The following is a 26,468-nucleotide window of genomic DNA, read 5'->3' as shown; positions in this document are numbered from 1 at the left end:
ACGAATGGCCAGTGCAACGCCAGAGATCAAAAGCAAGCCACGACCATGGCCAATGACCGCCTCGAACGCTTCGCCCACAATCTCGACTGGAATCTGCTGCGCACCTTCGTCGTGCTTGTCGAGGAAGGCAGCATCACTGCCGCCGCAAACCGGCTGCTCCTGCAGCAGCCTGCCGTCAGCATGGCACTGAAACGGCTAGAACAGACCGTCGGTCAGAAGCTCATCGACCGGCGTCCCGGGCGCTTCAACCTGACGGACGCAGGCGCCCGCCTGCATGCCCAGTGCCGCGACATCTTCGCAGCCGTCATCCGGCTGCCGAATGTCCTTGAAACCGCCGGTGAAGAGATCACCGGCCACCTCAACATCCACTCCGTCAGCCACGCCCACAACCCCGCCTGGGACCACAAGCTCGAAAGCTTCTTCCGTCTGCACCCGAAGGTGACTCTTTCTGTCACGGTCGCAACGACGGTCGACGTGCTGAGCGCGGTGGAGCGAAACATCGCAACCATGGGCCTTTGCGACGGTAACATCCCTGACTGGCTCCACAAACGTTTCCACGTCCGCGAGCGCTATGCCCTTTATTGCGGCCGCAGCCACCCACTGTTCGGGGTCGAGGGCATCGACTTCAACGATCTCAGAGGCAATCCCTATATCGCCTTCATCGCCGATGTGCTGGGTGGACAGCACATGAACTCTGTGACCGCGGTGCGTGCAGTCGGGTCCTTCGGCCAACAGGTCCGCGCCGTCTCCTGCAATGTCGAGGAGGTCATGCGGCTGATCATGTTCAATGTCGGTATTGGCATGCTTCCAGATCACCTGACGGCGCCGGCCGTCGCAGGAGGTCAGCTTTGGCAGCTGCCGCCCTATGCCGATCTGCCCACGACCGATGTCTTCCGCATCTGGAACCCGAACGCGATCCTCAATCCGGCCGAGGCTGCGTTCCTTGCCCATGTCGCCGATACGGAACCGCTCGACCACTGCCTTGATGAGAGCCCGTGACCATCACGAGAATTGATAGTCGCCTTTCCGGTTATAAATTTGAACGCTGATAGCCGCTTATCTATGGTCCCGCCAACAATCAATGGAGGCGGGATATGCGGGACTACGATGTGGCGATCATTGGCGGCGGGATCGCCGGCCTGTCACTCGCCTATTTCCTGGCGCCACATCGCTCCGTCGTGGTGATCGAGCGGGAAGGTGGGCTCGGCTATCACAGCACCGGCCGCTCGGCAGCAGAGTTCGTGCTGCGCTACAACGCACCCGAGGTCTGCGGGCTTGCCGCCATCTCGAAGTCCTTCTTCGACAATCCGCCTGAGGGGTTTTCCGAGGTAGCGCTGCTCAAGCAGCGCGGTGGCGTCATGATTGCCAACGCCGAGAAGGCTGACCGCTTCGAAGAGGTGTTCATTGAAGAGAGTCGCGCCAACGCCGAAATTCGGCGTCTGACGGTCGACGAAGTCATTGCACGGGTACCGATTCTCCGGCGCGACTATGTTGCCGCCGCCTACTACGATCCGCATTTCTGGGACATCGAGGTGGAAAACCTGGTCCAAGGTTACGTCCGGGGCGCCCGCCGCCACGGTGCGGCGATCATCGAGCGCTCCGACGTGCTGGCTCCGCGACGCGACGGCGACCGCTGGGTACTCACGACCAGTGCCGGCGATATCAGCGCCAAGACGATCGTCAATGCCGCCGGCGGCTGGGCAGATCCGGTAGCGGAACTCTTCGGCGTCACGCCCGTCGGCATCGTTCCGCACCGCCGCACGGCGATCACCGTCGACCTGCCCGACGGCATCGACGCGCTCACCTTGCCGGAGATCAACGAGATCGACGAAAACTTCTACATGAAGCCCGAGGGCGGGCGGCTGCTCGCTTCGCCGGCCGACGCAACCCCTTGCGAGCCGACCGACGTCCAGCCGGAGGAGATCGACGTCGCCTGGGCAGCCCACTACATCGAAGAGGCAACCACCGTGCCGGTTCGCCGCATCTTCAAGAGCTGGGCCGGCATGCGCAGCTTCTCACCCGACAAGTTGCCGGTCATCGGCTTTGCCCGCGACCGGCCGGATTTCTTCTGGCTCGCCGGCCAGGGCGGCTACGGTATCCTCACCTCCCCCGCCCTTGGCGCGCTCGCCGCAAACCTCGTGATCGGTGCCGCAACGCCGGAAAGCTTCGGCGCGGTGGGCCTCGATGCCTCGAAGTTCAGCCCGGCGCGCCTGGAGAAGTAAACAGGACATTTGCCGTCACACATCGATTGTTGGCCGACCTCAAATCGGCCGCATCACTTCCGCGCCAGGCTGAAGGAAAAATGGCTGCCGCGGTGATAGTCGAGCGCGTAGACCACGGGCACGCCAGCGGCATTGAAACAGGTCTCGCGGATCAGCAGTGCCGGGCCGAAATCGCGTAGATCGTTGCGCTCCACCACATCATCGGGAAGCAGGACGGCGGCGACGATCGCCGCCGACATCCTGGGCCTGCTCCGGTGCTGGTCCAGCAGGTCGAGCAATGAACCTGTCCAATCGATATCGTAAAGACGCAACGGGATGATGCTGCGCGGAATAAAATCGACGCAATAGAGGATCGGCTCGTCCTTGTGCAGCCTCAGCCGTTCGAGGCGGATAACCCGCTCCCCCGGCTGGAGCCGCAATTGCTCAGCCGTGGCGGCGTCGGGCGTTTCCTCTGCCACGGAGAGAACCTTGTTGGCCGTGGCGTAGCCATAATGCCGGGCCATGTCCGTGACGCTTTCGAAGACGGTGATGGGCCGATCGACCTGAACGGCCGACATGGCCGAGACAAAGCGTCCCCGCCCGTGCTCGACATAAATGATGCTGTCCTGTTCGAGCAGCTTCAGCGCCTCGCGCAGTGCGGGACGCGAGATCTTGAAGCGCTGCGTCAACTGCGCCTCGGTTGGCAGTTTGTCGCCGGGATTGAGCCCTTCGTCGCGAATCAGATCAGCGATGCGGTCGCGAAGCTGAATGACCAGTGTGCGCGTATCACGAAGGGGTTCGTCCAATTCCTCTCACTCCGTCGAACAATCGTAATATGTTCTTGTCTGACAAATTCTGGAAGGTCAAGTGCGCCCTGGTCCACCCAGATTTTCGCTGCTTCTCAGCGGGCATCACGATGCACATTGGTACAGCAGAGATATCGCCCTTGACACCGTTTCGTATTGTTGTCAGTTGTCTTACAACATTGGGGAGGCGGCGAACAACCATGACCGCCAGCCGAAGCAACCATCGGGAAAACGTGTCATGCTGAACTTTGACGAACAGAGATTTCTTCGCATCCAGTCGGGCGCCGCCGCCCTGCACCAACAACTCGACGACACCATCGCGGCCTGTCTCGCCGCAGGCGCTGAGAACATCTTTTTCACGGGAACAGGCGGCGCCGCCATCTTGATGCAGCCGGCTGCCCAGCTCCTTCAGCGCCAGTCCCGTTTCCCCACATTTGTCGGCCTGCCGGCCGAGCTTGTCCTTTCCGGATCGGCAAACCTCAATTCAAGGTCGATCGTGGTCATTCCCTCCCTCTCCGGCACGACGAAGGAAAGTGTGGCGCTGCTCGAGAAAGCAAAGTCGGTCGGCGCGACGGTATTGACGCTCGTCGGACATAAGGACACGCCGCTCGGCCAAGGCGGCGACCACGTCTTCGTCAACTTCGCCGAGGACGACACCTCCTGCGAATCCTTCTATCTGCAATCGCTCTTCATCGCGCTTTCGATCATGCACCACCGCGGAGAACTCGAAAGTTACGAGCAGATCGTGGGCGAACTGGAAACCCTTCCGAAATCGCTGCTGGAGGTGAAGCGCAGCTTCGAATCCCGGGCCGAGGATTTTGCGAAGGTTCTCGCCGGCTCAAGCTATCACATCATCACCGGCGCCGGTAACGTCTGGCCGGAAGCCTTCTACTACGGCATGTGCATTCTCGAGGAGATGCAGTGGATCCGTACCCGTCCTGTGCACGCGTCCGACTTCTTCCATGGAACGCTTGAACTGGTGGAAGAAGATGTCAGCGTCATCCTGTTCAAGGGCGAAGATGCGACGCGCCCGCTTGCCGACCGCGTTCAGAACTTCGCGCCCGGCTACACGAACAAGCTTGCCGTGCTCGACACGGCGGAATTCGCCCTCCCCGGCCTTTCTTCCGACGTGCGCGGTCTCGTCTCGCCGATCGTACTTGCAACGGTGCTCGAGCGCATCAGTGCCCATCTCGAGGTGATGCGCAATCACCCTCTGACGACGCGGCGTTACTACAAGCGCGTTGCCTACTGAGCATTCGATACGTAATCGTTCGTCAGATGGTCGCGGATGCGAGAACGCGTTCGCGACTTCCATTCGCCTGCCGGGAGACGTCATGACCACCTTTCGCCTTGCTGCCGTCGGCGACAATTGCATCGACCGCTTCCAGGCACCGGTAAGCGAGGCCTATGTCGGTGGCAACGCGATCAACGTCGCCGTCCAGTGGGCGCTTCTCGGACACCAATCGCACTACTTCGGCGCCGTCGGCGGTGACCGCGACGGCGCGCAGGTGCGGCAACTTCTTGAACAGAACGGCGTGCGGCTCGCAGGCCTCAAGGAGCGCGATGTCAACACCGCCTATACCGATATCGGCATCACTCCGGAGGGAGAGCGTGTCTTCCTCTACGAGAATTTCGGTGCCTGCGCCGGCTATCGACCCGACGCGGGCGACCTCGCTCTCCTGAAAACCATGGATCACGTGCATATCGGCTGGCTCGACGACGGCGGCGCCTTGCGAAGGGCGCTGGCAACTGCAGGCGTCAGCGTCTCGCAGGATATGTCCGTCAACGCCGCCCCGGCCAACCTTGGCGTAGAAGGCCTCAGCATAGCCTTCGGCTCCGGCAGCGACGGCGATCAGGACGCAGAACGATTGGCCGGTGATTTCCTTGCTCGCGGAGCCGGGCTCGCCGTCGTGACGCGCGGCGCCCTCGGTTCGCTTGCCAGCAACGGAGCCGAACTGGTGTCAACCGGAAGCCGCCCGGTCGATGTGGTCGACACCACAGGCGCGGGCGACAGCTTTATCGCCGGCTTCATTCTCGCTCAGCTTCAAGGCCGCCCGCTCGTGGAACGGTTGGAGGCCGGGCGCGACCTCGCTGCACGTACATGCACCCATGTCGGCGGGTTTCCGCAACAGCCGCACGCTCTCTAGCGTAGTGGCCCGCCATGCACCCGGCCCAACTCAACGGGCCAGGTAGACGGCGGGCGCCACAAACCTTGGTCAAGATATTCGCGTGCTCACCCTGCTCAGCGGGCATTGTACCGCCCGAAGCGGGCTTCGACACGCGACTGCAGGAATTCGAGGCCAATCGACAGGATCCAGTAGATCATCGAGGCGGTGATCAGCATCTCGATGTGGCGGAACTCGGTCTGCCCCTGGGTGCGGGCGAGATACATGATCTCCCAGACACCGACGACGGAGACGAGCGACGAGTCCTTCAGCATGGCGATGAACTGGTTGCCGGTCGGCGGGATGATGACGCGCATCGCCTGCGGCATGACCACCAGCGCCATCGTCTGGTTCGGGCTGAGGCCGAGCGCGGTCGCGCCTTCGGTCTGGCCGCGCGGAATGCTCTCGATGCCGGCCCGGAAGATCTCGGTCATGTAGGCGCCATAGCAGAGCGACAGCGCCAGGATGCCGGCCGGCACGGCACCGATGACGTAGCCGACCTGCGGCAGGCCGAGATAGATGATGTAGATCTGCATCAACAGCGGCAGGCCGCGGAAGAGCGAGGTGTAGAAGGTGGCGAGCCCGTAGATGACGCCGTTCTTCGACAGCTTGGCAATGGCGCCGACGAGCGCGATCAGGGTGGCGATCGCGATCGAGATCACCGAGATGTAGAGCGTCGTGACGACGCCCTGGGAGACCAGGTAGCCGATCTTCTTGGCGATGAAGGCGAAGGACAGATCGAACGAGTAGAAGAACAGCATCAGGAGCACGAAAAGCTCGACCCAGACGCCGATCACCTGGCCGCGGCGCGGCAATTGCCGCAAGGCCTTCCAGTTCGCCGCCGCGATCAGCGCGACCAGCCCGGCGCTGACCAGCCGGGCGAGCGCCGGATTGGCCTCCAGCCATTCCGTCGACGGCGGCAGCAGATGGCCGATCCAGGCGGAGCTGATGCCGAGCCCGTAGATCGCCAGCGTGACGAGCGCCAGCATGAGAAACAGGCCGGACCGTCGCGCGACATCCGGATAAGTCAGTATCAGACGACCAATCATCTCAAATCTCCGGCGTTCAGGCCGCGCGCTCGCGCCACCAGTCCTGTGCCTGCAGTTTCCAGTAGGTGAGTTGGGCCACCGCCAGTCCGGCATAGCCGCCGGCCCAGACCAGGCCGAACGGCCGGAAGAGCTTGTAGCGGTCGGACTGGCCGAGAATGCCTTCGGCCACCAGCTTGCCGCCGATCGCCGTGGTGTTGAGACCATGGCCGCCGAAGGCGGTGCAATGCCAGACGCCCGGCCGCATCTCGCCGATCTGGGGCATCAGATGGCGGGCGTAGGACATCAGGCCCGACCAGGCGAGTTCGGTCTTGAGACCTTTCAGCTGCGGGTAGGTGCCGGTCATCTCGCGGCGCAATTCGGCGGCAAGGGCGGCCGGCGAAGCGGCGCGGGTGGTGATGCGCCCGCCCCAGAGCAGCCGCTTGCCGCCATCGACCAAGCGGTAATAGTCGCCGGCGCGGCGGTTGTCGCCGATCGCATCGCGGGTGGCGATCGCCGACCGGATCAGCTCCGGCGCTTCCTCGCTCAGCATCACATAGGTTGCGATCGGCAGGAAAGCGCGTTGCAGCCGGCCATTGAGCGCACCGGTATAGCCACCGGTGGTGAAGACCACCTGGCGCGCCTTGACCCGGCCGCGAACGGTCGACACCGTCTTTTCGGCACCGTCGAGCATGCTTCCCGTTGCCGCCGAGCCTTCGTAGATCCGCCCACCCAGGCGCTCGATTTCTTCCGCCACCGCCCGGAGGTAGTTCAGCGGATGCATGTGGAACGCCTTGGGGTCACGCAAGCCCTGGAAATAGCGCTTCGACTTCAACACCGCGCGAATATGCTCAGTGTCGAAATACTCCAACTCGTACCCATAGTTTTGGCGCATCGCATCGGCGTGCGCCTTCAAGCTGCCGCCGTCGTCATAGCGCAAGACACTCGTGATGCCGGGCTGCGCATGGGCGCTCTCGATCTTCAGCGCGGCGATCGTATCACGAACGAAGTCCACGCCCTCGATAGACAGACGGTGGATTTGGCGTGCACCTTCGGCACCGGTCGCGCGAGCGATATTCTCGCCACCGGTCGCGAAACCGGGGCTGACGAAGCCGCCGTTACGGCCCGACGCGCCGAAGCCGACGCTTTCGGCTTCGAGCACGACGACCGACTGCCCGGCGCGCGCAAGCTGAAGCGCCGTTGTCAGACCTGCGAGGCCACCGCCGACAACGACCGTGTCACATTCGATGGCATCCGAAAGCACTGGCCTGACCTTCCGGTCGACCATCGTGTTTTTATAGTAGGTATCGGGATAGGACATGTTCTTGCGCCCTGCAGACAGCGATTAGGGGGTGCGGGCGGCACGATCTGCCGCCCCACAGACTTGTCCACTTCAGTCGGCGCTGTAGTCCTTGCCGTACCACTTGGTGGTAAAGCTTGCGAGCGTGCCGTCCTTCTTCATCTCAGCGATGAGATCGCCAATCTTCTTCGTCCACTCCGGATCGGTCTTTTCCGCGATCACGACAAGCGGTTCCTTGAACGCGTACTCGCCTTCGAGCACCTTCAGCGGATAACCGTTCTTGATGGCGTTGAGCGCGGTCTGTTCCGGCGCAATCACGGCATCGAGCCGCACGCCGTCGCCGAGGCGGAGGTCGTCGAAGGGAAGCATGGAATCGGCGAAGGTGCGGATCTCACCCGGTTCCAGCTTATATTCGATCGGCGGCAGGCCCGGCGCGTCGATTTCCAACTGACGACGAATGAAATCCTCCGAAGTCGTTGCCGTTTCGACCCCGATGACCTTGCCGTTCAAGTCGGTGACAGCCTTCGCCTCGCTGTCCTTGTGAACGACGTAGACATAGGGGCTGTAGTAATAGATGCCGGCAAAGTCGATGACCTGGGCGCGTGGCTTGGTCGGGGTGACCGAGCCGACGCCGACGTCATAACGTCCCTGCCATCGGCCGCCGGTCAAAGTGGCCCACTCCGGCGTTTCGAAGCTGACTTCGACGCCAAGGCGCTTGCCGATCTCGCGGGAGACATCGATGTCGAAGCCGACAAGCTGGTTGCTGTCATCGAGATAGCTCTGCGGCGGCCACCCGCTGTTGGTGGCGACAACCATCGCCTTCTTGCTCATGACACGGTCGAGCGTCTCGCCTGCCTGCGCGGCGGTGGCAAGCGCCAGCGCGGCAGCGCCGACGGCGAGCTGTAGAACCAGTTTCCTCACGCATTCCTCCTGTTTGAACGTCAGCAATGGGTTCCCGTTTATGTAAGATGTCTGACAACATAAGTTAGAAAAGATCGATAAAGACGAGTCAAGGGCAGAAGCGCGCCCAACTCCATGAAACGAAGTGATGGGACCATATGTCTCCGTGATGAATGAGCCAAAGGGACGAGAGCCGCCCGAACTGCACCGAGGCCCGGCCACCGTGTCGCCACATCGTTCTGGAAACCTTCGCCCCGCTGCGCGCCCAAGATGGGATCATCAAGGGCCGCCTGAATCGAGATTCTCTAGTGACGGATATGCGATGTCCACCATGAAGGAATATTCCCGCCAGTTCCTGGCGCGGCAAGCCCCCGATCTCCTTACCCATCTCTACCGTTGGTCTCGCGCCAATCGTTTTCGCGGCGAGCGGCGGATCAACACCCGCGAGTTCATAGAGATGCAGTATCGCGCCCGCACGGGAAGAGAGTTGCAAGTCGATGAGCCGCGAGGGCTCAGCGAAAAGCTCAACGCGTTGAAGCTGATGCCGGCGACCGCGTTGCAGACGATCTGCGCCGACAAGATCAAGGTGCGCGATTATGTTGCCGAGCGTGTCGGCCCGGATATTCTCATCCCGGCGATCCTGTCCACCTATCGACTGAGGGACATCACGCCGGAGAACATCCGAGAAGAGGCCTTCGTCCTCAAGACGAATCACGACTTCGGCGGTGTGGTGATATGCCGTGACCGGGACACGTTCGACTGGGATGCCGCCCGCGCCAAGCTCGCCGACCACCTGGCATTCAACCATTGGTACCGGCATCGCGAGCCGGTTTATCGCGATATCCGGCCGGGTGTCCTGGTCGAGGCGTTTCTGGAACCTGACTCGGCCGACGGCCTGCGCGAATACAAGATCTTCTGCTTCCACGGTCGCCCGCATTTCATCATGGTCATCCGCGAGAAGGACGGCTTACGCAGCAAGACGGTCTTCGACACCGATTGGCAGCCTTTGCCGGTGCGGCGGCGCGGTGCGCCAGCCGAAGCGGACGGCCTAGAGCCTCCCCAGTCCCTTCGGTCCCTGCTCGACATTGCGACAGAACTCGCCGCTCCATTCGCGTTCAGCCGGGTCGACCTCTACGAAAACTTCGGCCGTATCCGCTTCGGCGAGATCACCTTCTTCCCCGAGGGCGGCACAGATATTTTCGAACCTTATGAGTGGGAACTGCGTTTCGGTGACTTGCTGAGATTGCCTGGAGAGCAACCAAGAAAGGGAACCCACGCTTGATGCTGCAAAGTCTGGTTGACCAAACGATCGACAAGCGCCGCCTTCGCTTCCTGAAAAGCCACGCCCGTCGCTACTGGGCCGACAGTGCCTCGGCCGACGACCGGCAACTGGCACCGCTGCAGCGGATCCAGGACATCCTGGCCGGTTTCGATCCGAAGGAGGCCGATTGGTATCGCCAGATACGCGGCGACCTCGACGGCGTCGTGACCAATTGCGAAAGGGAACAGCATCTGCACGGGCTGAACGGGCACTATGCCTATGTTCTCGACAACAAGGCGGTGTTCGGAGAACTCCTTGCCTCGATGCGGTTGCCGACCCCACAGATATTCTCCTGCTATTTCGGAGACCGATGGCATTGGCGGGACGACAGCCGGCGCGCCTTCGGCGATGAACTCGCGACCCATGGCCGTTTCGTCATCAAGCCGGCGCTGGGTTCGAAAGGACGTTCCGTGCAGATCGGCACGGCAATGGACCACGTCAACAATTACCGCGGCGAAGATGCGATCCTGACCAGCTTCGTGCAGCAGGCCGACTATGCGCAGACGATCTTTCCCGACGCCTTGAATACCATACGCCTGCTGATGCTGCGGGACGATGATGGCGCTCCGGTCGCAGCCGCCGCCATTCACCGCTTTGGCGGCGCCCGCTCGGTGCCGGTCGATAATTTCAGCGCGGGCGGGCTGGTTTCGAAAGTCGACCTACAGACGGGACGGCTGTCCCGCGCCTTATCGATCGCGGATGGCAATCTGGTCCGCTATCACGATGTGCACCCGGACACGCAAATGGCGATTGCCGATGTCGAGATTGCCCACTGGCCTGCAGTCCTGCGGCTTGTCGAGGATCTCGGCCGCGCCTTCCCGTATCTGCATTATGTCGGATGGGACATCGCCGTAACGGCGGAAGGACCGATCGTCATCGAAGGCAACGCCCATCCGAGCCTGCGCTTCTTTCAACTTTACGATCGCCTGCTCGATGAGCCGCAACTGCGTCGGATCTTTGCCCGCTACATTCCACGAGCCAAGGATGGCCCACTCTGATGGGCGCGCTCCCGATCGTCGGCGTGGTACGCCACCGCCTCTCGCTCCTGCAGCACTTCTGGGCGCTGGAGCGGCGCGGAAATCGCGGCCTTCCCAATCTGCGGCTGATGAGCCGCGGCTTCCTCTCCAACCGCGCCTGGCTGTATCCGCTCGACCGGTTCGACGCTCACCTGTTTCTGACCGACCTCGAGGCGGAGGCCCGGTTGCCGCGGCTGAACAGCACCGAAGCCATGGCGCTGCTCGGCGACAAGCTCCGGTTTCATGAATGGGTCCGCTCCGGAAGCTTCCCGGGGACCTGCCCGGAATTGATTGGGCTCGTCGAGGACGGCCGTGCCACCACGCTCGATGGCAGCCCGTTGCCGCGCGCCGACGTTGAAGGCCGCGCTATGATCTCTAAGCCGGTCGATGGCAGCGGCGGCCGCGGCGTGCGACGCATTTCATCAGTCGACGAGGTCGATCGGCGCGGTCGGTTCTTGCTCGAGGCCGCAGTGGTGCAACACCCTTACGCATCGGCGATCTATCCGCATGCCGTCAACACGATCCGGGTTCTAGTCGGCCATGACGAAGCGTCCGGCAAGACCATCCTGCTCGGGGCGGCCCACCGGTTCGGAACGGAACGCTCGCGGCCGACAGACAACTTCAAGGCCGGCGGGATCGTGTCCCTGATCGAACTGGAAAGCGGCACGCTATCCGATGCGATTTCCGATGACGGCGGCCCAAGCCGAACCACGCTCCCCCGCCACCCCGAAACCGGCACGCGCATCGGCGGCACGATGATCCCGCATTGGAATGACATCAAGACGCTGGCGCGCGCATGCACGCGCTCGATCGCGGGGCTCGTCTATGTCGGCTGGGATATCGCCTTGACCGAGGACGGCCCGATCGTGATCGAGGGCAATGGGACGCTTGCCAATCCCAACCTCATCCAGTTTCACGAGCCGATGCTGCTGCGCCAGGAAGTGCGCGATTTTTTCGCGGCAAAGGGCGCCATCAGCCCAAACCGACTGGAGCGCATTCGCGCATCACAACGCCACAGGTCCTTCAAGGCAGACTAAGCTCACGAACCACTGGTCTGCATTGGACGCGCGCTCCGGTTTATGGGGCAGACATCGTTCCGAGAATGAGTGGGATCCGCGATTTCGCCGAAGCCCAATCCCCGCGGACGAGGTCAAAGACCGCTTTGAACACAAGCACAGTCTCGCGCGGATTGAAGGCCGCCCAAGCCACCCCGTACACAATGACACCGATCGCAACCTGCAGGCAGAGCATCGGGACGGGCGTAAGGCCATCGATCATCCGCCCGGCGGTCCAGACAGCGCCCGCCATGATCAGGGATGGCATCGCGGCGACGAAGAGCGTGCGCAGCTGCCCCAGGGGATGGAGGGCGGACACGCGATAGACCTGCATGGCGCCAACGGGCCAGAGAGCCCATTGCCTCAGCGACAGCGCTGCCGCGACGCCGACGAGGCCGTATTGGACGCCGACGAAAAGGAAGGCGACACCCAGCACGATCGACAGCACCGAAATAGAGGAGACCGAACCCATCCGCCCGAAGGCCACCAGCACGGCCGTGTTGAAGCTCGAGACCGGCGCCCGCAAGGTTCCAAGAGCGAGTACCTGCAGTACCGGGACGGCTTCGGCCCACCCCTCGCCGAAGGCCAGCGGCACGAGGATCGGTGCGATCATCGCAACGCCGAGAACGACTGGCCAGAACACCCAGGTGGTCAGCCGGACCGACGTATCGATCAGCTTGGCAAGCCGCTCGCGGTCATGCTGCAATTGCGATGCTGCCGGAAAGGCGACCGCGGCAACGGGGCCACTCAGAATATTGTGCAACTGGTCGAGCAGCCGGCGGGCAACCGCAAAAAGGCCGAGCGCTTCCGTCCCGAGCCACTGGCCGATGAACAGTCGCGGCAGGGCGTTCTGGGAGATGTAGGTCAGTCCGTTGTTCTCGACCCTGCGGGATGCAAAACGCAGCACATCGATGAGTTCCTGGCGGACAAAGCCGAAACCGGGCGACCAGCGCGCTGCGGGAATCAGCATGATCAGGTTCACCGAGCGCCGCACGATCTCCATGATGACGAGGCTCCAGATACCGGCGCCCGAAATCGCCAGCACAACGCCGACCGCGACCGCCAGCACACCCGATACCGCCCCGATGCGGGCAAGCTCGTTGAACTGCAGGCGCCGCACGAGGATCTGGTTGGGGACGCTTGCCAGCCCCGTGAGGATTGGCAGGACGAGCATCGCAAGCAGCGGCGCCTTGAGCTGCGGCGCCTCGAAGAAGGCTGAGGCCACCCCACTGCTGACACCGATGACGACTGCCGAGAGAACGGAGATGACAACCAGAGCCGCGAAGGCCGCATTGCGATGTCCGGTCGTGGCGTCCGGTTTCTGCACGACGATGTCGGCCGCGTGTCCCCCGACGAAGATCTCGGCGAAGCCGACGATCAGCAGCCCCAGAGCAAAGACACCATAGGTTTCGGCGCCGAGGATTCTCGCCAGGATGATGGTGCTGATGGTTGCAAGCAACGCCTGCGCCAATTGGCCCAATGAAGCCCAGATGGCTTGCCCGGTCAGTTTTACTGCTCGGCTCAATAGAAATGCCTTCCGTCATTCAGCTCACGAACCACAACACCGCACGTCATGAGACGCGTTGCGGTCGATATAGCTGCGTTGCCGCAGGTCTTTGTCCTCAAAACGCGGTCGATTTAAGGACAAAGACTTTCAGCGATCGAAACGAGCCTGCATTCTATCTCACGATAGATTTTGGCTTGTTGTCGAAATTGAGGGCGGCCCGCCATTTTATCAACGCTTCACACGTTGAAGGTGCATCGATCGCCCCGAAAGAACCTTGGGGAACTGGGAAGGCGCCAAGAGGGGAAGCTGCCATTGAGGAGGAGCACAAGGCATGAAGCTATCGGACGTATCTCGCAACGGCGCCAGCATCTCCATCATTGTTCCCACCTACAATCGGGCCCAATATCTACCAGCTTCGCTCGATGCATTGTTGCCGCAGATTGGACGCGATGACGAGATTATCGTCGTCGTCGATGGCTCGACCGACGAAACGGCTGACGTGCTTGCCCGGTACGGAAACCGGATCGAGGTCATAGAGCAGGCCAATGCCGGCAAGGCGCGTGCATTGAACGCCGGGCTGCAGAAATGCAGGGGGCAGTTCGTCTGGATCGTCGATGACGACGACGTTGTTTGCCCCACGGCGCTCGGCGATCTCATGCAGGTCTTCGAGGCCGATCCATCGGCCGGCATCGCCTACGGGCGCTATGTGCGTTTCCAGCACGAAAAAGATGGCGCTGCCAAGTTCCTGGACACGGGCTACTGGAACGACTGTCCGACGAACGAATTCCTGATCGCCACGCTTGAGGATTTCTTCGTCCACCAGCCTGGCATGCTCGTCCGCCGCAGCCTCTATGACGCTGCCGGGGCATTCGATGAAGCACTGCCGCGATCCGTGGACTACGACATGCTGATCAGGCTTTCTCTCCTCGGCAAGGCGGCTTCGACCGCCAATGTCATCTTTCACCAGCGCCTGCACGACGGCGACCGGGGACCGGCGGCGAGCCGTTTCCAGGCGCAGCGACGCGATCAAAACTGGATCAGCAATGATGCGCTGATCTTCGATCGTTTGCACCAGACCTTGCCGCTCACCGACTATCTGCCGTCGCGGCGCATCGAGAGTGGCGATGAAGAGCGCAGCGCGCTCCTGCAGCGGGGTGCGATCATGGCCCGCAAGAAGCGCTGGGACATCGCCATCTCCGACTTCGGTCGCGCTCTTGAGCAAAGCCGGAGTCCGCTGACGCCCTATGAAAAGCGCATCCTCCGGCGCGCGACTGGATCGAAATACGACTGCGACGAGGTCTTCGGGAATGCCCTGATCGACGAAGGACTGCGCTCGCTCAGCGGCAGTTTTCCGCCGGGGCGCGAACTCGCCCGTTCGCTCGCCCGCGGCCTTGTCTGGAGAGCGCGCCAAGCCGCGGCGCAGGGTCAGCTCAAGCGCAGTTCGCGCATCGCCGCCCAGGCCTGTCGTTGGGCCGCCGCGTCCTGGGGCTGATTTCCAAGCGAGAGTTGTGGCCACGAACCTCGCGCGCCGATTGAAGCCGCCAGCGAAACCTGACAGGAATACGTCCGGGAGGACGGTTCATGTATTATGCAATCTTGGCTTATCACACGGCAGGCGTGGTCGAATCCTGGAGCGCGGAAGAGGACGCGGCCCTGATGTCCGACCTTCTCGAGGTTCATGAGCGCTTCGTTCAGCAGAAAGCCTTCGGACCGGCCGCGCGGCTCGGGCCTGCCGAAGGTGCGGTGACGCTCAGGGGCCAGGGCGAAGGCATCGTCACCGACGGACCTTTCGCCGAGACCAAAGAGCAACTGCTGGGCCTCTACGTCGTGGACTTTCCGACGATCGACGCAGCCATAGCGGCTGCACGCGAGCTGCGGCGCAGCAATCCTACCGCGATCTACGAGATCCGGCCGATCGCCCTCTATGTTCCGGGGGCAACCTTGGAGCCTGGCACCGAGGGCTAGGAATCACGCGGCGGTAGCGCCCCGGGAGCGCCCTGGCTACCGCCCCGATCCCATTCGGATCAGCACGCAATCACGCGGAAGGTGACCAATCGCGCCTGCGCCCGGGCTGCGACGTTCACATTTGATTAACCCAGCCCGCGTGGGCGTGAACTGTAACAGAACTTACAACAAACTGACATTTCGCTTTCATGAAGCGCCGCTATGGCAGGTGTCATACCGATGACCGGTCTCCCCGAAAGAGGACCTGCTAGAAATGTTTCAGTTGAAGAGTGTAACCCGCCAGTTCGGCAAGAAGACAGCCGTGAGTTCGGTTACCTTCGACATTCCCCAAGGCCAGATGGTCGGCGTAATCGGCCGCTCGGGCGCCGGCAAGTCGACGCTGCTGCGCATGATCAATCGCCTCGTCGACCTGTCTTCGGGCTCGATCGTCTATGACGGCACCGAGGTCTCGTCGCTTCGCGGCGCAGCGCTTCGCAACTGGCAGCGCGACTGCGCCATGATCTTCCAGCAGTTCAACCTGGTGCCGCGCCTCGACGTGCTCACCAATGTGCTGCTCGGCCGCCTCAACCACCGTTCGACGGTCTTGAGCATCCTCAACATGTTCACCCGCGAAGAACGCATCATGGCGATCGGCGCGCTGGAACGCCTCGGGATCGAGCAGACGGCCCTGCAGCCGGCCGGCACGCTTTCCGGCGGCCAGCAACAGCGCGTCGCGATCGCCCGCGCCCTGATGCAGCAGCCGAAGGTTCTGCTCGCCGACGAGCCGATCGCCTCGCTTGACCCGCTGAACGCCAAGATCGTCATGGATGCGCTGCGTGACATCAACGAGCGCGACGGCATCACAGTCATCACCAACCTTCATACGCTCGATACCGCGCGCAATTATTGCGAACGCATCATCGGCATGGCGCACGGCCGCGTCGTCTTCGACGGTCAGCCCAAGGATCTGACGGCGGCAGCCGTTGCCGAGATCTACGGCGCCGATACGGGCATCGAGGAATCGATGACCTCCACCAGCATCAACATTCCGACGGCTGAACCGCAGGAAGAAACGGCATCGGCCGGCCTCAAGCCGCTGGCACTGGCCGGCATCTGACGCCCGCCAGGATCGAAAGCCCGCGTCAAGGGCACCTCTTTGAAACCCAATAGATCCGGCTGAGCCGGACACACGGGAGAACCTTATGCTGAAAAAAGCTCTTCTGAGCGCCGTCGCGCTCCTCGCCCTCGTCGGCCACGCACAGGCTGAAGACCTCAAGGATTTCCGCATCGGCATCCTCGGCGGCGAAAACGAAGCCGACCGCCTGCGCAACTTCCAGTGCCTCGTCGACAAGCTGCCGGCTGCGATCGGCGTCGAAAAGGTCTCGCTGTTCCCGGCTGCCGACTATGACGGCGTTATCCAGGGCCTGCTCGGCGGCACGCTCGACTACGCCGAACTCGGCGCTTCCGGCTACGCCAAGATCTATCTGGCCAAGGCTGACGCCGTCGAGCCGATCCTGACGACCGTTCAGACCGACGGCTCGACCGGCTACCACTCGATCATGGTTGCCCGCAAGGATTCCGGCATCACCAAGCTCGAAGACCTGAAGGGCAAGAAGCTCGGCTTCGCCGATCCGGACTCGACCTCTGGCTACCTCGTCCCGCTCGTTACCCTGCCGGAAGCAATCGGCGCGCCGGTCAAGGAATTCTTCGGTGAGACCGGCTTCGGCGGCGGTCACGAAAACCTGGTTCTCGAAGTCGTCAAGGGCACCTTCGATGCCGGCACGACCTTCGGCTCGGGCGTCGGCGAATTCAAGGACGGCTACACCTCGGGCAACCTGAAGAAGATGGTCGACAAGGGCATCCTCGACATGAACGACCTCGTCGAACTCTGGAAGTCGCCGCTGATCCCGAATGGCCCGGTCGTCGTGCGCACCTCGATGAACGACGACATGAAGGCGAAGTTCAAGCAGTTCATGCTCGACCTGCCGAAGACCGACGCCGCGTGCTTCTCGGCCATCCAGGGTGGCGATTTCACCGGCTTCACCGAAGTCAACGCCGACTTCTACAAGCCGATCATCGACGCCCGCAAGGCAACGATCGGCGGCTGATAGACCGCATACCTTGGGAACGCTGGCCGCCCAAACGGCCAGCGTTTCCTTGTTTGAAGGGGTGTTCCGCGCCCATCCTCAGCGGATGTCTATCGCTTAGTTTTCACGCATTTCCTGATGGAAGGCCGCATGGCGCTTTCCTGGAAATGCCATAGAGGCCGGCGCGAGCCGGAACGATCATGGCAACTTCCCTGCTCCCGCGGCATCTGAGCGACAACGGCGCCGTCATTGAGCGCCACTGGCAGGAACTCAGTTCCCGCCGTAGGCTCTATTCCTGGCTCGGCTTCGGCGTTCTCTTCCTGGCTCTTTCGGGCTCGCTTTGGTTCGCCAACGATTCCAACGCCGGCAAGTTCTTCGATCGCCTGCCGCATTTCTTAGACTTCGTCGGCGACCTCGCGCCGCGTGACGGGCTGGAAATCTTCCGCGCCATGTTCGACCTGCCCTCGCCCTATGACGACGGCAGCTTCAAGTACAACTATCCCGAAGGCCGGCTCTACCTGACCGAGAGCTTCTACATTCCCGAATATGTGCACAAGATGCTGGAGACCGTGAACATCGCGATCTTCTCCACTGTCATCGGCACCGCACTCGGCTTCGTGCTTTGCTTCCTCGCCGCGCGCAACCTGATGCCCAACCCCTGGATCCGTGGCATTGTTCGCCGCATCATGGAGATCCTGCGCGCCTTTCCGGAAGTCGTAATTGCCGGCTTCTTCCTCGCGATCCTTTCGCTCGGGCCCATTCCCGCGATCGCTGCGGTCTCGATCCATACGATCGGTGCGCTCGGCAAGCTCTTCTACGAAGTGGTCGAAAACGCCGACATGAAACCCGACGAAGGCCTGCGCGCCGCCGGCGGCAACTGGATCGAGCGCGTCTGGTTCGGCATGGTGCCGCAGGTACTGCCGAACTTCACCAGCTATTTCCTCCTGCGCCTCGAGATTAATGTGCGCGCCTCGACCATCATCGGCGCCGTCGGCGGCGGTGGCATCGGCGAGTTGCTGCGCCTCTCGATCGGCCAGGGCCACCAGGCGAAAACGCTTGCGATCGTCATTCTGCTTTTCGCGACCATTTTCGCTGTCGACCAGTTTTCCGCTTGGCTCCGCCGTCGCCTTGTTGGCGAACAGTCCTTCCAGCTGGCCCAGTAGGTGCACGCATGACCACGACCACACGATTGAACCCGATGGAAATGGATGCGATCGCGAACCGCCATCCAGAACTCCTGAAATCCTCTACCTCCAAGCGCGTACGCACGGCAGCGGTTACCGGCGGTATCATCGTATATCTCATCTTCAGCTGGTGGTTCTTCTCGATCGGACAGGTGCTGGGCAATGCCAACTGGGGCATCGCCGGCACCTACCTCGCCGACTGGGTTTCCTACGAGGTACGCCCGGAAATCCACATCGCCCCTGACCGGACGATGAGCCTCAATTATCAACGAAATTCGCCGCTCGGACCGAACCCCAGTCCGGACTGGGTCGAACTCGACAAGGAAACGGTAACGCGCCGCGTTGAAATTCCGGCATCGGCAACACAGGCGGCAACGCCGAAGGCAAGCTCTTCCTTCAGCTTCATGACGCCAGGCTCTGCACTGGGGGGCGCGACCACCGTCGAAGCTCCGAACCGGGTCGAAACCCGAACGGAAGAGGTGCTGACGCGCGTCGTTGTTACCTATGACCGCTCGACCAGGGTCGAGATCGCCGACAGCCTGGTCAAGGCAACCCATGGCGGCGAGACCTTGGTGATGGCCGTAGACGGCGCCGACAGGGTGACACCGCAGGGCACGCTGCCCACCTGGGCAACGCAGAAGCGCCCCGGCGAGAAGATCGTGCTTGCTTTTGGCGCCACCGGCTGGGCCGAGGTCGAAGGTGACGAGGTTTCCATCCGCAACCGCTTCTTCGGCTGGGCGAATTTCCTCTTCGACACCAGCTCGCCCCTCTTCGGCAAGAGCTACGGCGAAGTCGCTTCGCTCATCATGTCCGGCGAGCGGATCGATCCGGCGCGTTCCAATCTTTCACTCGCCTGGAACAACATCCTCTACAATGCCGAGTGGCAGCATCTGGATGTCTGGACGAAGCTCCTGCAGACCGTCGTCATGGCCTTCGTCGGCACGCTCTTTGCGTCGCTGATCGCCTTCCCGCTCTGCTTCCTTGCCGCCCGCAACATCACGCCGAGCTTTATGACCAATCAGTTGGTCAAGCGCTTCTTCGACTTCCTGCGATCGGTGGACATGTTCATCTGGGCGCTGTTCTTCACCCGCGCCTTCGGCCCGGGACCGCTGGCGGGTATCTCGGCGATCTTCTTCACCGACACGGGAACGCTTGGAAAGCTTTATTCGGAGGCGCTGGAGAACATCGACGACAAACAGCGCGAGGGCGTGAAGTCGGTGGGTGCTGCGCCTCTGGCCGTGCAGCGCTTCGGCGTGCTGCCGCAAGTGTTGCCGGTTTTTGCCAGCCAGGCCCTCTATTTCTGGGAATCAAACACCCGCTCGGCGACGATCATCGGCGCTGTCGGTGCAGGCGGCATCGGCCTCAAACTCTGGGAAGCAATGCGCACCAATTCCGATTGGGAAAATGTCGCCTACATGGTGCTTCTGATCTTGCTGGTTGTCTTTATTTTCGACAGCATCTCGAACGCGTGCCGTTCGCGCCTGATGGGCAGCAAGGCACATTGACGACTGCCAGGCATTTGCGCGTCCGCCATCATGATGTTGTCATGGAAATCGGCTAGCTGCGCATCGCATCCCGCAAACAATCGACCCGCCGCCCAGGCGGGCCGGTCGCTACAAGAAAGTGAAGACCGTGCGCTATGCAATCTATTTCGCGCCGCCGGCGGACGACCGGCTGTCGCAGACCGCGTCCCGTTGGCTTGGCCGTGACGCCTTTACCGGCGAGGATCTCGATGCCTCGGCGATTGCCGGCCTCGACCAAGAGGTGCAGCGCGCACTGACGAGCGATCCACGGCGCTACGGCTTTCACGGCACGCTGAAAGCCCCCTTCGAGCTTGCAGAAGGCCGGGACGAGGACGAACTGCTGAGCATCTTCGAATGCTTCGCCGCCGACCTCGATCCCTTCGAGATCCCGGAGATCGTTCTCCATCAACTCGGCCCGTTCTTTGCCCTCGTTCCTTCGGCTCCTTCCGCAGAACTGCAGGACCTCGCCGAGGACGCTGTTCATCGCTTTGATCCCTTCCGCGCGCCGCTGTCGGATGCCGATTTCGTCCGCCGCAAGCCGGAAAATCTGCCTGAGCGCCAGCGGCGCTACCTGCGGGAATGGGGCTATCCCTATGTTTTCGAAGAATTTCAGTTTCATCTGACCTTGACCGGTCCAGTGCCCGCCGAGAACAGCGATTTCATGCGCCGGGCACTCGAAACGACCTTTGCCGAACACATCGGAAAGCCGCTTCACGTTACGTCAGTCGCACTCTTCGTCGAACCGGAGCGCGGCGCACCCTTTACTGTCCGCTCCCTGCTGCCGCTCGGCAGCGACACCCAACGAAAGATCGCATGAGATGAGCAAAGAACAGGTTTTGACCAACGCCCGCATCGTCCTCGAGGATAGTGTCCTCGACGGTTCGGTGCTGATCCGCGACGGCAAGATTGCCGACATTTCCGAGGGCACGGTTGCCAGCGGTGAGGACTTCGAAGGCGACTATCTGATCCCTGGCCTCATCGAACTGCACACCGACCACCTCGAAGCCCACTACTCGCCGCGCCCGGGTGTACGCTGGTTGAAGATCGCGGCGATTCAGGCTCATGACGCACAGGTGGTCACCTCCGGCATCACCACGGTCTTCGACTGCCTGCGCCTCGGCTCCGACGAGGACGGCGGCTTCCAGAAGGGCGAGATGCGCAGCATGGCCGACGCGCTGGCACAGGCCAAGGAAGAAGGCCGCCTGCGCGCCGACCACCTGATCCACCTCCGCTGCGAGGTTTCGACCTCCGACGTGCTCGATCACTACGAGGACTTCCAGAGCGACCCGCAGGTCAGGCTCGTCTCGCTGATGGACCACGCCCCCGGTCAGCGCCAGTTCCAGACGATGGACCAGTACACGCTCTACTACAAATCCAAGCGCGGCTTCTCGGACGAGGAATTCGCCCGCTTCGTCGAGCGCCAGCAGGCGCTTTCGGCAAAATATGCCAGCCCGCACCGCACAGCCCTTGCCCAGGATTGCGCCGCCCGCGGCATCACCATTGCCAGCCATGACGACGCGACCGTCGATCACGTCGAAGAATCGATCGGCTTCGGCATCAAGCTTGCCGAGTTCCCGACGAGCTTCGAAGCTGCCGAAGCCTCGCACCGCGCAGGACTGAGTGTACTCATGGGTGCGCCGAACATCGTGCGCGGCAAGTCGCACTCCGGCAACATCGCTGCCCGCGACTTGGCGGAGCGCGGCGTGCTCGACGTGCTGTCGTCGGACTATGTGCCATTCAGCCTGATCCACGCACCCTTCGTACTTTCGGACGAAATCGAATCCATCGACCTACCGAAAGCGATCGCCATGGTGACCTCGACGCCGGCCCGTACCGTCGGTCTCAATGACCGCGGCCGCGTTGCCGTTGGCCTGCGCGCCGATATCGCCCGCGTGCACCGCAAGGAAGGCATCCCGGTCGTACGCTCCGTCTGGCGCGAAGGACGGCGTGTCGCATGAGCGCGAACGAACAGGGCGCGCTCGTCGTCGTCGTCGGCCCGAGCGGCGCCGGCAAGGACAGCGTCATGGGCTTTGCCGCCCGACATTTTACCGACTGTCACGATGTGCATTTCGTCCGTCGTGTCATCACCCGCCCGTCGGATGCCGGCGGTGAAGTGCATGAAAGCGTCTCGGAGGATGAATTCGTCGATATGCAGAAGGACGGCGCCTTTGCCGTCTACTGGGATGCGCACGGCCTGAAATACGGCATCCCGTCCGCGGTGCTCCAGAATGTCCGGAACGGCATGACGGCGATCGTCAACGGCAGCCGCGGTGCCCTGCCGGCGTTCCGCGAAGCCTTCGGCGAAATCGCCGTCGTCGTCGTCACGGCAGAAGCGCCGGTGCTCGCGAAACGGCTTGCCGAACGCGGCCGTGAAAGCGAGGAAGAGGTGTTACGACGCCTCAGCCGCCTGGCGCCCGATGTCACCTCAGGCCCCGGCGTCAGCGTAATCGATAACAGCGGTCGGTTGGAAATCGCCGGCAATCGCTTTGTCGAGGTCGTTGAACGGTTGCGTATCAAGGCGGATCACGCGGCCTAGCGCGGCCCGCCTTCGCGACCGATAGGCCTCGAGTCGCTAGCACGCATCGCAACGAGCATTCTCAAGATATCCAGGCAATGGCCCCGAACCTCAGGTTTGGGGCCATTCTTTTTGCATGCGCCGGAGGTACGGCCGCCGGCCGAAATATTCCGCGAAATCAGATTTCTAAAGCAATCTCCTCAGCTACTTCATCGTGGTCTGGCGACCCGATCGCCCTTTCCTTTTCCGAGAGCTCCATAAATTTCCTCTTGTGGAACAAATTAATATGTATATACATTATATCCCGTGGAGGCGACCTTATGACCCAAATCTCGACCAGCAATCAGGCATCCGGCATCTGGCGCAACGTGCGTCTCGTGACGCTCGGCGAAACCGTCGAGGGGCTTGGTCTCGTCGAGGATGCAGCCGTCGCAGTCGTCAATGGGCGCATCGCCTATGCCGGTCCGGAGGGTGACCTTCCCGCCGAGTTCTCACGCGGCCTCGAAGCAACCGACGGCCAGGGCCGCGTGATGACGCCCGCCCTCATCGACTGCCACACCCATCTCGTTCATGGCGGCAACCGTGCCCGTGAGTTTCAGATGCGGCTCGAAGGCGCTACCTATGAAGAGATCGCACGCGCCGGCGGGGGCATCGTTTCCTCAGTGAAGGCAACCAATGCGCTGTCCGTCGATCAACTCGTCGAAAGCGCCCTGCCGCGCCTCGACACGCTCCTTTGCGAAGGAGTTTCGACCGTTGAAATCAAGTCCGGCTACGGGCTGAACGTCACGGCTGAACTCAACATGCTGCGCGCCGCCCGCAAGCTCGAAACGCTCCGTCCGGTGCGCGTCGTCACCAGCTACCTCGCCGCCCACGCGACGCCGGCCGACTACAGGGGGCGGAACGGCGACTACATCACCGACGTGGTTCTGCCAGGCCTTGACGCGGCCCATGGCGAAGGTTTGGTCGACGCAGTCGACGGGTTCTGCGAGGGCATCGCGTTCTCGACCGCTGAGATCGCCCGTGTCTTCGACCGCGCAAGGGCACTCGGCCTGCCGGTCAAGCTCCACGCCGAACAACTTTCCAACCTCGGCGGTGCCAAGCTCGCAGCTTCCTACGGCGCGCTCTCGGCCGACCATCTCGAATATCTCGACGCCGAAGGCGCCGCAGCGCTCGCCAGGGCCGGCACGGTCGCCGTGCTTTTGCCCGGCGCCTTCTATGCGCTGCGCGAAGAGCGCCTGCCACCGGTCCAGGCGTTGCGCGACGCCGGCGCGCATATCGCGATCGCTACCGACTGCAATCCCGGCACTTCGCCGCTGACCTCGCTGCTTCTGACCATGAACATGTCGGCGACGTTCTTCCGGTTGACGGTTGCCGAATGCCTCGCCGGTGCGACGCGTGAAGCCGCCCGCGCCCTCGGCTTGCTCGCCGAGACAGGAACCATCGAGGTCGGCAAATCGGCCGATCTCGCGCTTTGGAACATCGAGGATCCCGCCGAGCTCGTCTACCGCATCGGCTTCAATCCACTTCATGAACGCATCTTCAGAGGGCAAAGGACTGGTCAATGACCATCATTCTACACCCGGGCTCCGTGCCCCTTCGCGACCTCGAAACCATCTACTGGACTGGCGAACCCGCCCGTCTCGACCCGTCGTTTGACGCTGGCATCAAAAAGGCGGCCGGCCGCATCGCCGAGATCGTCGCTGGCAACGCGCCGGTCTACGGCATCAACACCGGCTTCGGCAAACTCGCCTCGATCAAGATCGACAGCGCCGACGTCGCGACGCTGCAGCGCAATCTGATCCTGTCCCATTGCTGCGGCGTCGGGGAGCCGCTCGCAGAAAACGTCGTACGTCTGATCCTGTCGCTGAAGCTTGTCTCGCTCGGCCGCGGCGCTTCCGGCGTCCGGCTCGAACTCGTGCGGCTGATCGAAGCTATGCTCGAAAAAGGCGTCATCCCGGTCATCCCAGAAAAGGGTTCGGTCGGCGCCTCCGGCGACCTCGCGCCGCTCGCCCACATGGCCGCAGTCATGATGGGTCACGGCGAAGCCTTCTTCGAAGGACGTCGCATGTCCGGCACCGAAGCGCTGTCCGCCGCCGGCCTGACGCCGGTCGTGCTGGCCGCCAAGGAAGGCCTGGCGCTGATCAACGGCACCCAGACCTCGACGGCGCTCGCGCTCGCAGGTCTCTTCCGCGCGTACCGCGCTGCGCAGGCAGCGTTGGTTACCGGTGCCATGTCGACCGACGCAGCCATGGGCTCTTCCGCACCCTTCCATCCCGATATCCACACGCTCCGTGGCCATCGCGGCCAGATCGATACGGCAGCTGCGCTGCGGGCGTTGCTCGCGGGCTCCGCAATCCGCGAAAGCCATATCGAAGGCGACGAGCGCGTACAGGATCCCTACTGCATCCGCTGCCAGCCGCAGGTCGACGGCGCCTGCCTCGACCTCCTGCGCTCGGTCGCCCGCGTGCTCGAGACCGAAGCCAATGCCGTCACCGACAATCCGCTGGTTCTTTCGGACAACTCGGTCGTCTCCGGCGGCAATTTCCACGCCGAGCCGGTGGCTTTTGCAGCCGACCAGATTGCGCTTGCTGTCTGTGAAATCGGCGCGATCTCGCAGCGCCGTATCGCGCTGCTCGTCGACCCTGCCCTCTCCTACGGCCTGCCGGCCTTCCTCGCCAAGAAGCCGGGCCTGAACTCCGGTCTGATGATCGCGGAAGTCACCTCGGCGGCGCTGATGTCCGAGAACAAGCAGCTCTCGCATCCGGCGTCCGTCGACTCGACGCCGACCTCGGCCAACCAGGAAGACCATGTCTCCATGGCCTGCCACGGTGCACGCCGCCTGCTGCTGATGACCCAAAACCTGTTCTCGATCATCGGCATCGAAGCGCTGACCGCCGTCCAGGGCGTCGAGTTCCGCGCCCCGCTGGCGACGAGCCCCGAACTGCAAAAGGCCGCTGCCGCGCTTCGCGCCGTTTCGCCGACGATCGAAGAAGACCGCTACATGGCCAATGATCTCAAGGCTGCTGGCGATCTCATCGCCTCCGGCCGCCTGAACGCTGCCGTCTCTGCCGGCATCCTGCCAGGCCTGGAGGCCTGAGATGGCGGTCTTCGAAGTCAAACGAGGCAACTCCCCGGTCATCCTCGGTTTTCCGCATACGGGCACCGAGGTGCCGGCTGCGATCTGGGACCGTCTGAACGACAACGGCCAGATCCTCGCCGACACCGATTGGCATATCCATCAGCTCTATGATGGCCTTCTGCCGGAGGTGACCGTCGTTCGCGCCACCTTCCACCGCTACGTGATCGACGCCAATCGCGATCCCGAAGGCGTCAGTCTCTACCCCGGCCAGAATACGACCGGTCTGATCCCGGATACGGATTTCGACGGCAAACCGATCTGGAAAGACGGAGAGGCGCCGACTGAAGCCGATATCGCCGAGCGGCTCCGGACGTTCCACGCGCCCTATCACGCAGCGCTCGCCGCCGAGATCGAGCGCGTCAAGGCGATCCACGGCGTCGTCGTGCTCTATGATTGCCACTCGATCCGCTCGCACATCCCGTTCCTCTTCGATGGCAAACTGCCGGATCTCAACATCGGCACCGACATGGGCAAGACCTGCGCGCCGGAGATCGAGAAGGCGACGGCCGATATTGCAGCGGTGGCTGAGGGTTACAGCAGCATCCTCAATGGCAGATTCAAGGGGGGCTGGACCACCCGCCACTATGGCCGCCCGGAAACCGGCGTGCACGCGATCCAGATGGAACTCGCGCAATCGACCCATCTGGCCGCCGAAGAGCCGCCATTTACGCTCGACGCCGACCGGAGCGCACGGCTCCGCGAACCGTTGAAGGCCATCTTGGACCGCATCGAAACCATCGCATTTGACCTCAAGACACAGACAGGGAGCGAGGCATGACC

24 protein-coding genes are annotated in these 26,468 nt (G+C 62.5%); 19 read left to right on the top strand and 5 right to left on the bottom strand.

Annotated elements, in window-relative coordinates:
* The first annotated feature begins 45 nt into the window (after nucleotides 1–45).
* Nucleotides 46–999, top strand: a complete 954-nt coding sequence (locus tag LAC81_RS32605; RefSeq protein WP_223728750.1) for a LysR family transcriptional regulator — start codon at nucleotides 46–48, stop codon at nucleotides 997–999.
* Nucleotides 1,000–1,094: 95 nt separating this feature from the next.
* Entirely contained in the window at nucleotides 1,095–2,222 is a 1,128-nt protein-coding gene (locus tag LAC81_RS32600) for an NAD(P)/FAD-dependent oxidoreductase (protein WP_223728749.1), read from the top strand.
* Nucleotides 2,223–2,275: 53 nt separating this feature from the next.
* Here LAC81_RS32600 and LAC81_RS32595 read toward each other — a convergent pair whose 3' ends face one another.
* Entirely contained in the window at nucleotides 2,276–3,007 is a 732-nt protein-coding gene (locus LAC81_RS32595) for a GntR family transcriptional regulator (protein WP_223728748.1), read from the bottom strand.
* Nucleotides 3,008–3,245: 238 nt separating this feature from the next.
* Here LAC81_RS32595 and LAC81_RS32590 point away from each other — a divergent pair, with 238 nt between their 5' ends.
* Together LAC81_RS32590 and LAC81_RS32585 are read left to right on the top strand one after the other, a co-directional pair.
* On the top strand, nucleotides 3,246–4,259 hold the full coding sequence (locus tag LAC81_RS32590; RefSeq protein ID WP_223728747.1) for an SIS domain-containing protein: 1,014 nt from the start codon (nucleotides 3,246–3,248) through the stop codon (nucleotides 4,257–4,259).
* A gap of 82 nt (nucleotides 4,260–4,341) precedes the next feature.
* Nucleotides 4,342–5,154, top strand: a complete 813-nt coding sequence (locus LAC81_RS32585) for a PfkB family carbohydrate kinase (protein ID WP_223728746.1) — start codon at nucleotides 4,342–4,344, stop codon at nucleotides 5,152–5,154.
* Between the two features lie 95 nt (nucleotides 5,155–5,249).
* On the opposite strand, the gene LAC81_RS32580 is transcribed toward LAC81_RS32585, so the two are convergent.
* The 3 genes from LAC81_RS32580 to LAC81_RS32570 all read right to left on the bottom strand — a co-directional run bounded on the left by LAC81_RS32580 (nucleotide 5,250) and on the right by LAC81_RS32570 (nucleotide 8,418).
* Entirely contained in the window at nucleotides 5,250–6,221 is a 972-nt protein-coding gene (locus tag LAC81_RS32580) for an amino acid ABC transporter permease (RefSeq protein ID WP_113535151.1), read from the bottom strand.
* A 16-nt stretch (nucleotides 6,222–6,237) separates the two neighbouring features.
* Nucleotides 6,238–7,518: an NAD(P)/FAD-dependent oxidoreductase gene (locus LAC81_RS32575; protein ID WP_223728745.1), complete on the bottom strand. Its 1,281-nt coding sequence runs from the start codon at nucleotides 7,516–7,518 to the stop codon at nucleotides 6,238–6,240.
* A 72-nt stretch (nucleotides 7,519–7,590) separates the two neighbouring features.
* A complete protein-coding gene (locus LAC81_RS32570) occupies nucleotides 7,591–8,418 on the bottom strand; it encodes a transporter substrate-binding domain-containing protein (protein WP_223728744.1) in 828 nt (275 codons plus the stop codon).
* A gap of 301 nt (nucleotides 8,419–8,719) precedes the next feature.
* Between LAC81_RS32570 and LAC81_RS32565 the strand changes: the two genes are divergently transcribed.
* Genes LAC81_RS32565 through LAC81_RS32555 form a run of 3 tightly spaced genes read left to right on the top strand, consistent with a single transcriptional unit; the run spans nucleotide 8,720 to nucleotide 11,771 of the window.
* Nucleotides 8,720–9,679: an ATP-grasp fold amidoligase family protein gene (locus LAC81_RS32565; RefSeq protein WP_223728743.1), complete on the top strand. Its 960-nt coding sequence runs from the start codon at nucleotides 8,720–8,722 to the stop codon at nucleotides 9,677–9,679.
* Complete coding sequence (locus tag LAC81_RS32560; protein WP_223728742.1) at nucleotides 9,679–10,716, top strand: sugar-transfer associated ATP-grasp domain-containing protein; 1,038 nt, start codon at nucleotides 9,679–9,681, stop codon at nucleotides 10,714–10,716. The genes LAC81_RS32565 and LAC81_RS32560 overlap by 1 nt, the downstream gene beginning before the upstream one ends.
* Nucleotides 10,716–11,771 carry a sugar-transfer associated ATP-grasp domain-containing protein gene (locus tag LAC81_RS32555; RefSeq protein ID WP_223728741.1) on the top strand — a complete coding sequence of 352 codons (1,056 nt, stop codon included), beginning with the start codon at nucleotides 10,716–10,718 and terminating at the stop codon, nucleotides 11,769–11,771. The genes LAC81_RS32560 and LAC81_RS32555 overlap by 1 nt, the downstream gene beginning before the upstream one ends.
* Before the next feature lie 40 nt (nucleotides 11,772–11,811).
* On the opposite strand, the gene LAC81_RS32550 is transcribed toward LAC81_RS32555, so the two are convergent.
* Nucleotides 11,812–13,314: an oligosaccharide flippase family protein gene (locus LAC81_RS32550; RefSeq protein WP_223728740.1), complete on the bottom strand. Its 1,503-nt coding sequence runs from the start codon at nucleotides 13,312–13,314 to the stop codon at nucleotides 11,812–11,814.
* Nucleotides 13,315–13,627: 313 nt separating this feature from the next.
* Here LAC81_RS32550 and LAC81_RS32545 point away from each other — a divergent pair, with 313 nt between their 5' ends.
* The 12 genes from LAC81_RS32545 to hutG all read left to right on the top strand — a co-directional run bounded on the left by LAC81_RS32545 (nucleotide 13,628) and on the right by hutG (nucleotide 26,466).
* A complete protein-coding gene (locus LAC81_RS32545; RefSeq protein ID WP_223728739.1) occupies nucleotides 13,628–14,788 on the top strand; it encodes a glycosyltransferase family 2 protein in 1,161 nt (386 codons plus the stop codon).
* An 89-nt stretch (nucleotides 14,789–14,877) separates the two neighbouring features.
* Nucleotides 14,878–15,261 carry a YciI family protein gene (locus LAC81_RS32540; RefSeq protein ID WP_223728738.1) on the top strand — a complete coding sequence of 128 codons (384 nt, stop codon included), beginning with the start codon at nucleotides 14,878–14,880 and terminating at the stop codon, nucleotides 15,259–15,261.
* Between the two features lie 253 nt (nucleotides 15,262–15,514).
* Nucleotides 15,515–16,357 carry a phosphonate ABC transporter ATP-binding protein gene (gene phnC / locus LAC81_RS32535; protein WP_223728737.1) on the top strand — a complete coding sequence of 281 codons (843 nt, stop codon included), beginning with the start codon at nucleotides 15,515–15,517 and terminating at the stop codon, nucleotides 16,355–16,357.
* A gap of 85 nt (nucleotides 16,358–16,442) precedes the next feature.
* Nucleotides 16,443–17,348 carry a phosphonate ABC transporter substrate-binding protein gene (gene phnD, locus LAC81_RS32530; RefSeq protein ID WP_113535161.1) on the top strand — a complete coding sequence of 302 codons (906 nt, stop codon included), beginning with the start codon at nucleotides 16,443–16,445 and terminating at the stop codon, nucleotides 17,346–17,348.
* 179 nt (nucleotides 17,349–17,527) lie between these two features.
* Entirely contained in the window at nucleotides 17,528–18,490 is a 963-nt protein-coding gene (phnE, locus tag LAC81_RS32525) for a phosphonate ABC transporter, permease protein PhnE (protein WP_223728736.1), read from the top strand.
* A gap of 8 nt (nucleotides 18,491–18,498) precedes the next feature.
* Entirely contained in the window at nucleotides 18,499–20,016 is a 1,518-nt protein-coding gene (phnE, locus tag LAC81_RS32520; protein WP_223728735.1) for a phosphonate ABC transporter, permease protein PhnE, read from the top strand.
* A 127-nt stretch (nucleotides 20,017–20,143) separates the two neighbouring features.
* The gene (locus LAC81_RS32515) at nucleotides 20,144–20,851 is read left to right on the top strand and encodes a DUF1045 domain-containing protein (RefSeq protein WP_223728734.1); all 708 of its coding nucleotides are present in this window, start codon (nucleotides 20,144–20,146) and stop codon (nucleotides 20,849–20,851) included.
* A gap of 1 nt (nucleotide 20,852) precedes the next feature.
* Nucleotides 20,853–21,992, top strand: a complete 1,140-nt coding sequence (locus LAC81_RS32510; protein ID WP_223728733.1) for an alpha-D-ribose 1-methylphosphonate 5-triphosphate diphosphatase — start codon at nucleotides 20,853–20,855, stop codon at nucleotides 21,990–21,992.
* Entirely contained in the window at nucleotides 21,989–22,570 is a 582-nt protein-coding gene (gene phnN / locus LAC81_RS32505; RefSeq protein ID WP_113535166.1) for a phosphonate metabolism protein/1,5-bisphosphokinase (PRPP-forming) PhnN, read from the top strand. Before LAC81_RS32510 ends, phnN begins: the two co-directional genes overlap by 4 nt.
* A 299-nt stretch (nucleotides 22,571–22,869) precedes the next feature.
* Nucleotides 22,870–24,114 (top strand): imidazolonepropionase, encoded by a 1,245-nt coding sequence (gene hutI / locus LAC81_RS32500; RefSeq protein ID WP_223728732.1) that lies wholly within the window; start codon nucleotides 22,870–22,872, stop codon nucleotides 24,112–24,114.
* A complete protein-coding gene (gene hutH / locus LAC81_RS32495) occupies nucleotides 24,111–25,646 on the top strand; it encodes a histidine ammonia-lyase (protein ID WP_223728731.1) in 1,536 nt (511 codons plus the stop codon). Before hutI ends, hutH begins: the two co-directional genes overlap by 4 nt.
* A 1-nt stretch (nucleotide 25,647) precedes the next feature.
* Nucleotides 25,648–26,466: an N-formylglutamate deformylase gene (hutG, locus tag LAC81_RS32490; RefSeq protein ID WP_223728730.1), complete on the top strand. Its 819-nt coding sequence runs from the start codon at nucleotides 25,648–25,650 to the stop codon at nucleotides 26,464–26,466.
* Nucleotides 26,467–26,468: the final 2 nt, after the last annotated feature.

The organism is Ensifer adhaerens (assembly GCF_020035535.1).
Classification (GTDB): Bacteria; Pseudomonadota; Alphaproteobacteria; order Rhizobiales; family Rhizobiaceae; genus Ensifer.
Note: the sequence above shows the minus strand (reverse complement) of the source record. Positions and strands in the feature narration are given on the sequence as shown.